Below are 13199 nucleotides of genomic sequence, written 5' to 3' on the forward strand. Positions count from 1 at the left end.
GGCACGGCAGCAAGCGTGCTATGCGGGCGCTGGTGATCAACAGTTCGGGATCGCCATTGCAACAAGGATGATCCGTTGGAAACGCTCACCTACGTCCTGCTGTTGTTCGGCGCGCTGGCCGGCGGCTTCGTCTCGGGACTGGCCGGCTTCGGCACGGCGCTGATGGCGCTCGGCATCTGGCTCTACGTCCTGCCGCCATCGCTTGCGGTGCCGTTGGTGCTGATCTGCTCGGTAATCGCCCAGACCTCGACGCTGCCGTCGATGTGGAAGAGTTTTGACCTCTCGCTGGTCTGGCCGTTCCTGATCGGCGGGCTGGTCGGCGTGCCGCTGGGAACGATGATGGTCGCCTCGGCCGACCCAAAAGTTTTCAAGCTGAGCGTCGGTGTGCTGCTTCTGATCTTCTCGAGCGCGCTGTATCTGAACAAGAGGTCGCTCGCGATCAAATTCGGCGGCAGGATCGCAGACGGCGCGATCGGCTTTGCCGGCGGCATTCTTGGCGGCCTCGCCGGATTGTCGGGGCCGCTGCCGATCCTGTGGGCCAACATCCGCGGCTGGAACAAGCACGAGCGGCGCGGCATCTTCCAGCTCTTCAATTTCACGGTGCTCGCGACCGCGCTGGCGTTGCAGACCGCGTCGGGCCTCGTCGCTTTCAAGGTGGTCTGGCTCGCGCTGGTCGCCTTTCCGGGCACGCTGATCGGCGCATGGGCCGGCGCACGCGTCTATCACGCGTTGAGCGACAAGCATTTTGGCGATGTCGTGCTCGGCCTTCTGTTCCTGTCCGGCCTCGGCCTCGTCTCGAACAGTGTTGGTGCATATTAGCCCCACGGCGCCGCAAATTATCCGGCGCCGCTGGGGAGGTGACTGCCGCTACGCAGGCGCACGCGCGGGAGGTGCAAGAGAGTCAGCTTCGACCTGCCCAGGAGCCCCGACCTGCCGGAGCGGCGCCAGGCGCCTTTCGAACTCGCGGCGTAACAACCACAAGCTCAGCGCAGCCTGGAGCGTCGTCGCTGCGATCGACAAGTACCACACGTGCTCCATGCGGAAGCCGGGCCGCGTTGACAGCCAGATTGCCGGCAAGGAATAGGTGAACACGCGCGTCGCCGAGCTCAAGAGCACCGGCTTGGTATTGCCGAGGCCCTGGAACATGCTCGAGCAGGTGAAGATCAGGCCCTGCGCCACCATGTTGAGCGAGATGATCCGCAGGAACAGGAAGGCGATCTCCATCGTCTCCCGGTCGTTGGAGAATCCGGCGAGCAGCAACTCCGGCTTCGCTTGCGCAAGGATCATGAAGCCGATCATCACGGCTGTGGTGATTAGCGCCGCCTTGACGAAGGTCTCCCGCACGCGCGCGCCGTTTGCGGCGCCGACGTTCTGGCCGGCGATCGGCCCGGCCGCGAGTGCGACCGCAAGCGCCGGCATCTGGATCAGGCCGAGCACCCGCTGCCCGATGCCGAATCCCGCCTGCGCCGCCGCACCGAAATCGCGCAGCACGTAATAGACCACGGCCATGAAGATGAACATCATCGCGAACTCGCCGCCGGCCGGCAGACCGACATTGAGAATGCGCTTCAAATGGCGCGGCTGCGGGCGCCACTGCGCCGCGTTGAACGCGACGTAGCGCTCGACCTGGCGGAAGTACGCGAGCAGCATCAGAACGCCGATCGCTACCGCGATCGAGCTCGCCAGCCCGGCGCCGGCAACGCCGAGCGGATAGCCCGTGCCCCAGCCTGCGATCAGCACCGGCGCCAGCGCGATGTTGATGACCACCGCGAGCGCCTGCACCAGCATGGCGGGACGGACAATGCCGGTCGCGCGCAGCGCAGACGCCATCACCTGAGTGGCAAACTGCAGCGCGAGCGCGGGCATGAACCACAATAGATAGATGGTCCCCGCCTCGATCGTGGGCTGATCCGCGGCGATCGAACGCATGTAGAGACGCGACAAAGCTGCGCCCGCGGCCAGGGTCAGCAGGCCGAACAGCACCGACAGCGCGATCGCCTGGTTGAAGATCAGATTGGCATCCTGCCGATCCTTGCGTCCCACGGCGTGCGCGATCAGCGCCACCGTGCCGACGCCGAGCACCTGCATCAACGCGTTGACGAGAAATCCGGCATTGCCGGCCGTGGCGACACCCGCGACGGCAGCATCGCCCAATCCCGAGACGAAGTAGAGATCGACCAGCTGGCAGACCATAATCGTGATCATGCCCACCATGATCGGCGGTGCCATGGCCAGGATGTGTCTCACGATGGGGCCGTTCGTCAGGTCTTTCATGTCATTCACCTCCGGCGGCGTGGCGTCGGGACTTCGCCCCGCCGCCGCGCGCCTCATTCCGCTGCTGCGATACGTCCGAGCTCCACCACCTGCCGTTCGAACAGGCCGCGATAGATGCCCCCTCGCTTGCCCGCGAGCACGGCATGCGTGCCCTGCTCGACAATCTCGCCGCGATCGAACACCAGGATGCGATCGAGGCTCTTCACGGTGGACAGCCGGTGCGCAATCACGATCGAGGTGCGGCCTTTCATCAGCCGCTCCATCGCCTCTTGGATCAGCGCCTCCGACTCCGAATCGAGGCTCGAGGTCGCCTCGTCCAGGATCAGCACCGGCGCATCCGCCAGGAAGGCGCGCGCCAGCGCCACGCGCTGCCGCTCGCCGCCCGACAACTTCACGCCGCGCTCGCCGACCAGCGTGCCGTAGCCCTTGGGCAGGCGCAGAATGAAGTCGTGCGCGTTCGCAAGCCGCGCCGCCTGCTCGATCGCCTCCAGGCTGGCGCCCGGCCGGCCATAGGCGATGTTTTCGGCGAGCGAGCGGTGGAACAGGATCGGCTCCTGCTGCACGATCGCGATCTGGCTGCGCAGCGATTGCTGCGTGGCGCGCGCGATGTCCTGCCCGTCGATCAGCACGCAGCCACTGGTGACGTCGTAAAGCCGCTGCACCAGCTTGACGAAGGTCGTCTTGCCGGAGCCGGAGCGGCCGACGAGGCCGACACGCTCGCCGGCGCGGATCGTCACCGACAGCCCGTCATAGAGCGGCGCGCGGTGGCCGCCATAATGGAACGTGACGTCGTCGAACACGATCTCGCCGCCCTCGATCGCGATCGGACGCGCATCGGAAGCATCCGCAATGCCGATCGGCTCGTCGTGGATCGCCACCAGCTCGTCCATGTCGTTGACCGAGCGCTGGAGATTGTTTATGTGCATGCCGACGTCGCGCAAATAAGCGTGGATGACGTAATAGCTCGTCAGCACATACGTGACGTCGCCGGGCGAGGCATGACCTGACATCCACAGCAGCACCGAGCCGCCGATCACGGAGGCGCGCAGGCACAGCAGCAAGGAAAGCTGCGACATCGCCGTGTAATTGTAGCGAAACCAGGTCCGCCGCACGCGCACGCGCCAACGGTTGATGACGCGCGCGAGCCGCGCATCCTCGCGCGCTTCGGCACCGAACGACTTCACCACGGCGTTGCAGGTCAGCGCGTCCGCCCGCGTGCCTCCGACCTTGGTGTCCCAGGCATTGGAGACGCGGGCTGCCGGCGCGATGTAGCGGGTCGAGAACACCACCGTGATGGTGACGTAGACGACCGCCCCGAGCGCGATCACCAGGCCGAGCGAGGCCCAGTGCACGCCGAGCAGGACCATCGACCCGATCAGCACGACCAGCGAAGGCAGAAGCGCGAGCAGAATGGTGTCGTTGAGCAGGTCGAGCGCCCACATGCCGCGGGTGATCTTGCGCACCGTGGAGCCGGCAAAGGAGTTCGCGTGCCAGTCGGTCGAGAAGCGCTGCACGCGCGTGAACGCGTCCTGCGCGACGTCGGACATGGTCGTCAGCGTGAACGGCACGATCGCCTGGAGGCCGACGAGCCGCAACACCATCGAGGCCGCGCCCAGCGCCACGATGGCGCCGAACGCCGTGAGCGCCGCGTGGCGCGCGTCCGGGTCGGACGGGCCGCGCGTCAGCGCATCGACCAGATGCCCTGAGAACACCGGCATGAACAGGTCGGCGAGAGTCGCGCCCAAGACGCCGCCGGCCACAACGAGGCCGCGCCCCGGCTGCTTCAGCCAGTGGCGGAACACGAAGGGCAGCACCACGCGAATTGCGGCGGGCTTTTTAGACAGAGCGGTCATGACATCATCCGGCCGCACGCGCGGGCCGGCTCCATCGATGGACACAGACCGGCCACGAGGGCCGAGACGGCGTCACTCAAAACTGACTTTGACTTGGGAAGCGGAGCGATCGGGGCGCTTGGTCGAAACCTTGGCCCAATCGAAGCTGGCGGAAAGGGCCTCTACGAGGCCAAGCACATACCGAGCCAGAACATCGAGCGCGGGCGTGCGATCTGCGAATGCGTCGAAGTCATGCAAATCCCTCCCGGCTCGATTGAATGAGGTGCGCTTTATAGATGTGTCGCAAGCGCTTTGCAACGGGGCTCGCGCGAGATCACGCACGAGTGTTGCAATTTGGTACGCGACGCCGTCCGCATCGCTGGTTGCGCGCTGCCACCCCAATCTTCGCCGTCATGCCCCGGCTTGACGGGGCATCCAGTACGCCGCGGCGAATGTGGTGCGAGAGCGAGCTCTGCAACCGCCTGCCTCTGGAATACTGGATCGTCCGGTCCCGGCTCCGCCAACGGCTTCGCCGGGCATTCGGTGTTGGGCCGGCGAAGCTTCAGCGAAGACGGCAAGCCGGCGATGACACCGAACACGCGGAGTTGCGTCAATGCGCGTCGCCGCCGGCACCAAACGGCGAAGGCGGCTTCTTCAGCAGCGCGACCAGGAGGCTGAGCGCGAGATAGAACAGCGTCAGCACGAAGAAGGCGTCGCCAAAGCTCATCACCACGGCCTGGCGATGAACCAGCTGGGAGAGCTGCTTCATGGCCATCAGCGTGGCATCGCCAAGCCCCTGAAACTTCTGCATGAACATGGTCAGCGTTTCGGTCGCGGTCGCATTGCCCCACGTCACGCGCTCCTGGAGGCGGGTGATGTGGAGGTCGGTGCGATCGTTGAGTACGGTGTTGATGACGGCGAGGCCGAGCGCGCCGCCGAGATTGCGCATCAGGTTGAACACGCCGCTCGCGTTCTTCACCTTCTCGGGTGCCAGCGTACCGAGGGCGACGTTGTTGGTCGGCACCATCGCGAACATCATGCCGATGCCGCGCAGGATCTGCGGCACCAGTAGTTCATAGAAATCATAGTCTCGCGTCATCCAGGTCATCTGGTAGGAGCCGAGCGCGAACACGACAAGACCGAACGCGATCATGTAGCGCATGTCGACCTTCGCCATGAGCCGGCCGACCAGCGGCGCGACCAGGAACATGGTGATGCCGGAGACGAACATGGTGTCGCCGATCATCAACGCGCTGTAGCCGCGCACTTCGGCGAGATAGCGCGGATAGATATAGGTCAGGCCATAGAGCCCGATCCCGATGCAGAACTGCAGCGTGCAGCCGACGGCGAAATTGCGGTCCGAGAAGGTGCGCAAGTTCACGATCGGCTCGGCCGCGGTGAAGACGCGCCAGAAGAAGGCGATTCCCGAGATTGCACAGATCCAGGCGCAGATCGCGACCGAGGTGTCCTGCATCCATTCATATTGCGGCCCCTCCTCCAGCACATATTCGAGCGTGCCGAGAAAGCCGGCCATGAACAACAGGCCCCACCAGTCGAAGCGGTCGAGCAGTTCGAGATGCGGCTCGTCGAAATCGACCAGCGCCAGCACGCCGACGGTGATGCCGATGCCAGGCAGAACGTTGATGTAGAACAGCCAGTGCCAGGACATCGCGTCGGTGATGTAGCCGCCGACCGTCGGCCCGATCGTGGGTGCGAGGGTCGCAACAAGCCCGATGATGGGGCCGACGATGTGGAATTTCGAGCGCGGAAACACGGTATAGGCCGAGGCGAATACCGTCGGGATCATGCCGGCGCCGAGGAATCCCTGGAGCGCGCGCCAAAGGATCATCTCCTCGATGGTGCTGGCAAAGCCGCAGAGCAGGCTCGAGGCGGTGAAGCCGGCCGCCGAGATCGCGAACAACAGCCGCGTGCCAAAGGCGCGCGACAGGAATCCCGAGAGCGGAATGGCGATGACCTCGGCTATCAGATAGGCGGTCTGGACCCAGGAGACTTCGCTGGAGCTCGCCGACAATCCGGCCTGAATCTCACTCAAGGAGGCCGAGACGATCTGGATGTCCAGGATCGACATGAACATCCCGAACACCATGATGATGAAGGCAAACAGCCGCTTCGGCGCGATCCGCTCGGAAGCCGGGGCCGCCATCATGGCAGGTGAAGCAGTGGTGGTGTCGGCCATTCTCTTACCCGGCTCGCGCGAGAGTGCGCGGTCCACCTCTCCCCATCGGGGAGAGGTCGATTTGCGCAGCAAATCGGGTGAGGGGCCGCAGCTCCCACGAGAGAGCGTAAGCCCTCACCCGGATCGCATCTTGCGATGCGATCCGACCTCTCCCTTCGGGAGAGGTGAAGGACGAAGCGGCGCTCGTCTTGAACATGATTCGCCTACCGGCACTACTGCGGGTGAACCGCGATGGGATCGTCGAGATCGACCTCGCTGTCGGCGTCGGCGGCACCCTTGTTGGTGTCGACGGTCGCGTAGACCGACATACCGGCGCGGAGCAGGTTCTGCTTCGCCACCGATTTCGGCACGCGGATGCGCACCGGCACGCGCTGCACGATCTTGGTGAAGTTGCCGGTGGCATTGTCAGGCGGCAGCAGCGTGAACACCGAGCCCGCGCCCGCCGCGATGCTATCGACGACGCCGGAGAACTTGCGCATGCCATAGGCATCGACCTTGATCGTCACCGGCTGGCCGGGGCGAATGCGCTTGAGTTGCGTTTCCTTGAAATTGGCGTCGATATAAACGTCGTCGAGCGGCACGATGTTGCCGAGGCGCTGGCCGACCGCGACGAAGTCGCCCGTATTGACCAGGCGATTCGAGAACGTGCCGTTGACCGGCGCGCGCACCGCGGTGAATCCGAGATCGCGCTCAGCCTTGGCGAGCGTGGTCTTGAGCTCGGCGAGCTGCGCCTGCGCCTCGGCCTGCTGCGCCTTGGCGACGTCGACATTGCTGACCGCGACGTCGTAGGCGGCCTGCGCGGCCTTGACCGCGGCCGCGCCCTGGTCGCGTCCGGCTTCCGAGCTCTCGAAGGTGGCGCGCGAGGCAAAGCCCTTGCTGCTCAGCGCCTGCTGGCGCTCATAGTCGAGATCGGCACGCTTGAGGCCCGCTTCAGCCGAGACGAGCTGCGCCTTTGCTTGCGCGACCTGGCTATCGAGTGCTGCGACCTGACGGCTGATGCGGTCAATCGTGGCCTGCTGGGTCGCGATCTTGGTCGCGGCGGCATCGACTGCGATCTTGTAGTCGCCGTCGTCGATGCGGAAGACGACGTCGCCCGCGCGCACCGGCGAGTTGTCGCCGGCCAGGACCGCGGAGATGTGACCGGCGACGCGCGCACCGAGCATGGTGTTGTTGGCACGGACATAGGCATCGTCGGTGGAGATGTAGAAGCGGCCGACCAGCGTGTAGTAACCGGCATAGCTCGCGACCGCGAGCGCCAGCAGCAAGCCAACCCCCATCAGGACGAATTTGCGTTTGCCGGATTTGGGCGCGGCGGCAGCAGCGCTATGGGCAGGGGCAGCCCTGTCGGTCGCGGGCTTCTCGGCCACCTCGACGCTGCGGTGCTCGTTTTCCTCGACCACATGAGAGCGCAATTTCTCAGCCAGGACGGCGGATTTCTCGGGCGCAGCGTCACCGCTCACCTGCTCCGGCGTCGTCTCCACCGCTTCCTGGCGAAGGACGCGCGCAGCCTGGTCTCTCGATACGGCCATAAAGGCCTCCCCAAAAGCGCGAGCAGGGATGGCCGCCACGGCACGCCCCTTTTTCGCTCGTCCTAAATACCTTGACCGAACGGTTCGGTCAATCTACATAATATTCCCGGTGTCATCTTAATAGCCCGAATCCTTTATTCGGGTTTCATAGCCCCAGACGCGGATCCAAAAACCTTCCGAGACCCTAAACCAATGGTTGTAGCTGCCAGCGAACGTCTTCACATCGTCCCGGAGGAGGACAGCTCCAAGCGACGTCAAATCCTGGACGGTGCTCGCAAAGTGTTCATGGCTCTCGGTTTCGACGGCGCCAGCATGGGCGAGATCGCGCGCGCGGCACAGGTTTCCAAGGGCACGCTCTACGTCTATTTCGCCGACAAATCCGCGCTGTTCGAAGCCATTCTCGAAGAGGAGGCGCTCCAGCACGGCCAGGTCGTGTTCAATTTCGATCCCGCGCGCGATGCCGAGACCACGCTAAAGGATTTCGGCCAGGCCTATATCCATTTACTCTGCCGGCCCGGCGGCGGATCGGCAATCCGCACCGTGATGGCAATCGCCGAGCGCATGCCCGACGTCGGCCGCCGTTACTATGCGCGGGTGCTGGACAAGACCATCCACCGGTTGTCCGATTATCTCAAAGCCCATGTCGCTTCCGGCGATCTCGATATCGACGATTGCGATCTTGCCGCCTCGCAATTCATGGAACTGTGCAAGGCCTCGCTGTTCCTGCCGTTCGTCTTCCAGGCTGCTCCCGCACCGTCGCAAGAGCGCATGACCGAAGTCGTCGATAGCGCGACGCGGATGTTCCTCGCGACGTATCGGGCGAAGTAACCGCAAGCGGGCTACGCGTTGCGCAGGCGCGTCGCGGGCGGTTATATTTGCGTCCATGCCTCGTGATCTTCGCCCCCCTGTCGATATTCTCCATTATGAGATCGTCCAGGAGCAGGCCTCGGCGCTTGGACGAATGGGCCGCGCGCTGGAACAGAGCCTCACGCGTTTGCGCGAGTTCGACGCCGCCCACGCGGCCTCGGGGGTACCGGCCTCACTGCAACCGGCCAGACGTAGGCTGGTGCATGAAGCCGGCCATGCGCTGTGGATGTTCGTAGTGCAACGCGAGGCGTCCGGTCTTCGCGACAGCCGCCACATCATGCGAACCTACAACGTCCCTGGCGAGGTGCAGCGGTGCATGGGCCTCCCGCCGTCGAAGCCGGTCTCGAAATGACTTGCTGGCGGGCTACGACCCCATCGTAGCCACGGGTTTTGCGCAAGCCTCAATCGTCGGCGTACTCGTCTTCTTCGCGCTTGTGCGCGGCGCTCTTGCGGCCGAGCGAACCAGTCACGGAAGGATCGCGTGCATTCGCATAGGGGCTGCGTGACTGCGCACGCGCGGCGACCTCATCGCCGGAGACGGCGGCGGGCTGGCAGATCAGGCGACGGCTGGCGCGGCGCATCAGATCGACGTGGATGTGATCGTAATGATAGACGTTGGAGCCGGGCGCGAGCACCGTCGTGAAATGCGCGCAGGCACCGGACTGCACGTCGCGCAAAAATCCCTGCTCTTCCGGCATGCCGCGCCAGCCGTCCTTCACAGTGACGCGGCGGCCGTCGGCGAGCACGAAGGCGGAAATATCGAGCGCATTGCCGAAGGCGTGCTCGGAAATGTGGGCGCGCGAGTTGCCGTTCATGCCACGGCAGGAATAGGCGGAGATCTGCTTGATCTCGGCGACGCGGACGCCGAACCAGCGCATGGCCGAGGGCTGCACGGTGTCGGCGAGCCAGCGGTCGAGCTCGGACACGATCGGACAGGCCAGCGTCGCGGTCGGCTTGATCGCAACGGGACCAACGGCGGTAACGGGATTGCCCTGCGCCGGGCCAAGACGCGGCAGCGGCTGCTGCGCGGGCGGTTGCCCGTAGGGTGCCGCACCGGCCGGCCGCGCCGGATAGCTCGGCGCGTTCATGTAGCGCGCGGCCCCCGCGGCATCGGTGCCCTCGGGCGGCAGATCGATCTCGTCTTCCTGCGGCACCACGCCGGGCGCGTTCAGCGACATCGGTCCGGTTGAAGTGCCATAGCCGGAAGGCTGCTGCAGTGCGCTCTCCGGATAGTTCGATCGCGGCGGGTGGGAGGGTGCCGGATAATTCTGGCTCTGCGGATAGTTCGATCGCGGCTGCGTGACCGGCCAGCGCGGCTGGTTGCCGATGCTCACCGGCGGACGCAGCTCCTCGTCGGCAAAGCCATAGCTGCTGGAGGCTTCGCCGATGGCGGCGACCTTCAGCGGAAATTCGGCGCCACATTGGCCAGGGCCGGAGATCGGATCGATGCGGACGATGTCCGCACTCTCCTTGACCGCTCCCGATTTCAGGCACGCCGCTTCCGCCTCGGCCCGCCACGGTTCGCGTTCGGCCTGGAAGAAGCCGCGTCCGCAACCCGCAAGCGAAACAAGGACGAAGGAGCCGACGAGATACAAACGAACTCCGCGCGTCATGAACGCACGTTCGGTGAATTTACTTAAAGACTCTTCAACGTGTCGTTTCAGCCTTCTTTAACCATGCCGGCCCGCGTGCGCCGAAATGCTGCCAGACTGAGCGACAGGACGACTGACTTTTTCGGAAGGAGACTCTCTGTTAACCATAAAGCTCGCGCAACGCGGCGCGACAGCGGGAGCGATCTCATGACGTTCGCCGGCAGACTAAGCATTATCACCGCGTACCTCGCCATGGCCTTCGTCGGCGCCATCGTGCTCGGCATCATATAGGGCCGCGCTCCATCTCATGGATCGTTACCGACATTAGGCCAAGATAGCCGAATGTGCGCCGGCTCACGCAGGCGACGGCCAGATGTAGTGATGTCCATCACGGAAGAAGGGACAGCCGGGGCGTAGGGTCGAACTACGCTCAGTCCACCAGCGACATCAGTCCATACGGGGACACGGAGGTTATCATGAACAAGCTCACCATCGCCGCCACGGCGCTCTTCCTTGCTTCGACCGCCGCCGCGCATGCCGGCAATTCGATCTCGTTCCAGATCGAAGGCCAGCACATCCGCATCGAGACGCCGCGCAATTGTACCTCGCTCAATTGCGTGACCATCGTGGCGCCGGGCCTGTCGGACAAGCCGATCAAGCTGAACAACATCAACCTCAAGGGCCTGGGCGGCTCCAAGGATGATGACGTCGACACCACGCCGGCTCCGGCGACCACGAATGCGCAGCCCGCGCCGGCTCCGGTGCAGCAGCAGCCAGTGCCACAGGCGCCGGTCCAGGCAGCTGCGCCCGCCGCAACGGACCCGACGGCTCCCGGCACCCCGTCCGCCGGCCTCGACACCACGCAGCCTGCACCTGTTGCGGCGCCTGCTCCCGTCGCCGCACCCGCTCCCGTTGCTGCTGCTCCCGCGCCGGCCTCGGCTCCGGTTGCCGCGGCGGCCGTGCCGGCACCAAACTCGCCGATCGGCGTGTGGGCGACCGAGGAGAACAAAGGCAATGTCCGTGTCGAGCAGTGCGGCGCCAATCTCTGCGGTTATGCCGTGAAGACCAACGAGCGCATCCTGATCAACATGAAGCCCGACGGCTCGAAGTGGAGCGGCCGCATCCACGATCCCAACTCTGGCCGCAATTACGACTCGACCATCGCGATGAAAGGTCCGAATGCAATGCGCGTGCAGGGCTGCGCCTTCGGCGGCATGTTCTGCGGCGGCCAGACCTGGAAGCGCGTGAGCTGACACCGAAGGTGTCATCCTCGATTGCGCAATGCCAGCTTAGCTGCTTGCGGCGTACAGCCGGGCAGCATCCAGCTTCAAGGCGGATTCCCGCTGTCGCAAGGAGCTGGCGTTACTCGCGACCGCACTAACTTGCGGATGCCGTCTCGACCAGCGTGCGGCGCGCTCACGCCTCGCCGCGCAGCCACGCCCTCACCTTCTGCAACAGGCCGTGCCGCAATTCGTCGACCGAGGCGGCTTCGGCTGGTGTCAGTGTCTGCAAGGCCGCATCGATATGATCGGCCGGCGCCGTCGGCTCGGGCGAAGGCGCAACACCGGCAGCGGCGAGCGCAATCGGACCGATCTGTGCCAGGAACGCGCGCTCATATTCGCGCGACAGCCGCGCGATTGCGTCGTCCAACGTCAGCCAGTCCACCGCCTTGATGTCGTTCATCGGTTTGCGGACCGGCCCGCCATCGGCCTCCATACGCCAGAAATGCACGACCTTGGTGCGCCCGCCCGATTGATAGCCCAGCGTGCCCAGAAATTCGTGCACCGCGATCTCGTGCCCGGTCTCTTCTAGCACCTCGCGATGCGCGGCCTCCTTCGGCGTCTCGCCGTCGTCGAGCTTACCCTTGGGCAAGACCCATTCGTTGCGCTTGCGCTGGCGCACCACGGCGATCAGCGGCGTCGAACCTCGCCGCAGCACGATACCACCCGCCGCCATCACCGGCACCCGCGCCATCACTCACATCCAGTTGTCCCCGCGGACGATATAGGCGGCGGGCGCGGCGGATTGAAGGCTACTCTCTCTTCAGCAGCGCTTGACCGGCGCGGATGCGCGTGCCCTCCGTGATGCCGTCGCAGAACGTGAAATCGCCGGGCGCCAGGATGATGATGGTCGAGCCGTGCTCGAACCAGCCGAGCTCCTCGCCTTTAATCACGTTGACGTCGCAGGGAAAATTGACGGGGCCACGGGTCTGCCCGTTCAGCACCATGTCGAGAAAGTGCAGGCGGATGCTCGCGACCAGGATGGCGGCGACCGGCACCAGCGTCACCGCCTCGCCGGTCGGCAAATGCGTGCGAATGACCGCGCGCTCGTTCTTGCAGAACAGCCGCTCGACGCGCTTCAGCGCGATGGGGTTAACGTTCCAGACGTCGCCATGGATCAGCGTGACGCGCTCGATATGCGCATCATAAGGCGCGTGGAAACGGTGATACATGCTCGAGGTCAGCCGCAGCGTGACGAAGCTTCCATTGCGGTGCTGGTCGACCAGAGCGGAATCGCCGACGAGATCGAGCAGCGAATAGGGCGCGCCTTTGACCTGAAACAGTTCGGTGTCGACGATCCGGCCATGGGCGCCAACAATGCCGTCGGAGGGGCTCGCGACCACCGCCGGGTCCGGATCGAACGGCCGCAGACCCGGCTTGAGCTCCCGGGTGAAGCAGTCATGCAGACTCTTGAAATGGGCCTTGCGCGCCTCCGACAGGTCGAGGTCGGAGAACAGCTTCCACAGCGCGATCGAGAAGTCCCGCACAAACGGGTTCTCGATCTTGGAGAACCAGCCCATGAAGCGGGTCAGGGCCGCGCGCGGGATGCGGTTGGTCAACAAGAAGTTGAGGTCTTCCTGCTGGGTGAAAGAGGCGATGAGGGCTTTGACTGTCATGAATCTGTCAGC

General features: G+C 64.8%; 11 protein-coding genes. 4 read left to right on the plus strand and 7 right to left on the minus strand.

Annotated features, from left to right (window positions below):
- Window positions 1–75 precede the first annotated feature (75 nt).
- A complete protein-coding gene (locus IVA91_RS17660; protein ID WP_247278452.1) occupies window positions 76–819 on the plus strand; it encodes a sulfite exporter TauE/SafE family protein in 744 nt (247 codons plus the stop codon).
- 48 nt (window positions 820–867) lie between these two features.
- Here IVA91_RS17660 and IVA91_RS17665 read toward each other — a convergent pair whose 3' ends face one another.
- The 4 genes from IVA91_RS17665 to IVA91_RS17680 form a co-directional block, all read right to left on the minus strand.
- A complete protein-coding gene (locus IVA91_RS17665) occupies window positions 868–2274 on the minus strand; it encodes an MATE family efflux transporter (RefSeq protein WP_247459038.1) in 1407 nt (468 codons plus the stop codon).
- Between the two features lie 53 nt (window positions 2275–2327).
- Window positions 2328–4127, minus strand: a complete 1800-nt coding sequence (locus IVA91_RS17670) for an ABC transporter ATP-binding protein (RefSeq protein ID WP_247459039.1) — start codon at window positions 4125–4127, stop codon at window positions 2328–2330.
- A gap of 589 nt (window positions 4128–4716) precedes the next feature.
- Window positions 4717–6303 (minus strand): DHA2 family efflux MFS transporter permease subunit, encoded by a 1587-nt coding sequence (locus IVA91_RS17675; protein WP_247420351.1) that lies wholly within the window; start codon window positions 6301–6303, stop codon window positions 4717–4719.
- Window positions 6304–6515: 212 nt separating this feature from the next.
- Window positions 6516–7832 carry an HlyD family secretion protein gene (locus tag IVA91_RS17680; protein WP_247278450.1) on the minus strand — a complete coding sequence of 439 codons (1317 nt, stop codon included), beginning with the start codon at window positions 7830–7832 and terminating at the stop codon, window positions 6516–6518.
- A gap of 192 nt (window positions 7833–8024) precedes the next feature.
- Here IVA91_RS17680 and IVA91_RS17685 point away from each other — a divergent pair, with 192 nt between their 5' ends.
- Window positions 8025–8660, plus strand: a complete 636-nt coding sequence (locus tag IVA91_RS17685) for a TetR/AcrR family transcriptional regulator (RefSeq protein ID WP_247278449.1) — start codon at window positions 8025–8027, stop codon at window positions 8658–8660.
- A gap of 55 nt (window positions 8661–8715) precedes the next feature.
- Window positions 8716–9051: a DUF6665 family protein gene (locus IVA91_RS17690; RefSeq protein ID WP_247278448.1), complete on the plus strand. Its 336-nt coding sequence runs from the start codon at window positions 8716–8718 to the stop codon at window positions 9049–9051.
- A gap of 49 nt (window positions 9052–9100) precedes the next feature.
- On the opposite strand, the gene IVA91_RS17695 is transcribed toward IVA91_RS17690, so the two are convergent.
- Window positions 9101–10312, minus strand: coding sequence for an extensin family protein (locus IVA91_RS17695; RefSeq protein ID WP_247278447.1), 1212 nt, complete (start codon window positions 10310–10312; stop codon window positions 9101–9103).
- A gap of 455 nt (window positions 10313–10767) precedes the next feature.
- Here IVA91_RS17695 and IVA91_RS17700 point away from each other — a divergent pair, with 455 nt between their 5' ends.
- Window positions 10768–11544 (plus strand): DUF2147 domain-containing protein, encoded by a 777-nt coding sequence (locus IVA91_RS17700; protein WP_247278446.1) that lies wholly within the window; start codon window positions 10768–10770, stop codon window positions 11542–11544.
- Window positions 11545–11707: 163 nt separating this feature from the next.
- On the opposite strand, the gene IVA91_RS17705 is transcribed toward IVA91_RS17700, so the two are convergent.
- Together IVA91_RS17705 and asd are read right to left on the minus strand one after the other, a co-directional pair.
- Entirely contained in the window at window positions 11708–12265 is a 558-nt protein-coding gene (locus tag IVA91_RS17705) for an NUDIX hydrolase (protein ID WP_247278445.1), read from the minus strand.
- A gap of 58 nt (window positions 12266–12323) precedes the next feature.
- Window positions 12324–13187, minus strand: coding sequence for an archaetidylserine decarboxylase (gene asd, locus IVA91_RS17710; RefSeq protein WP_247278444.1), 864 nt, complete (start codon window positions 13185–13187; stop codon window positions 12324–12326).
- Window positions 13188–13199: the final 12 nt, after the last annotated feature.

The organism is Bradyrhizobium sp. 153 (assembly GCF_023073835.1).
Lineage (GTDB): Bacteria > Pseudomonadota > Alphaproteobacteria > Rhizobiales > Xanthobacteraceae > Bradyrhizobium.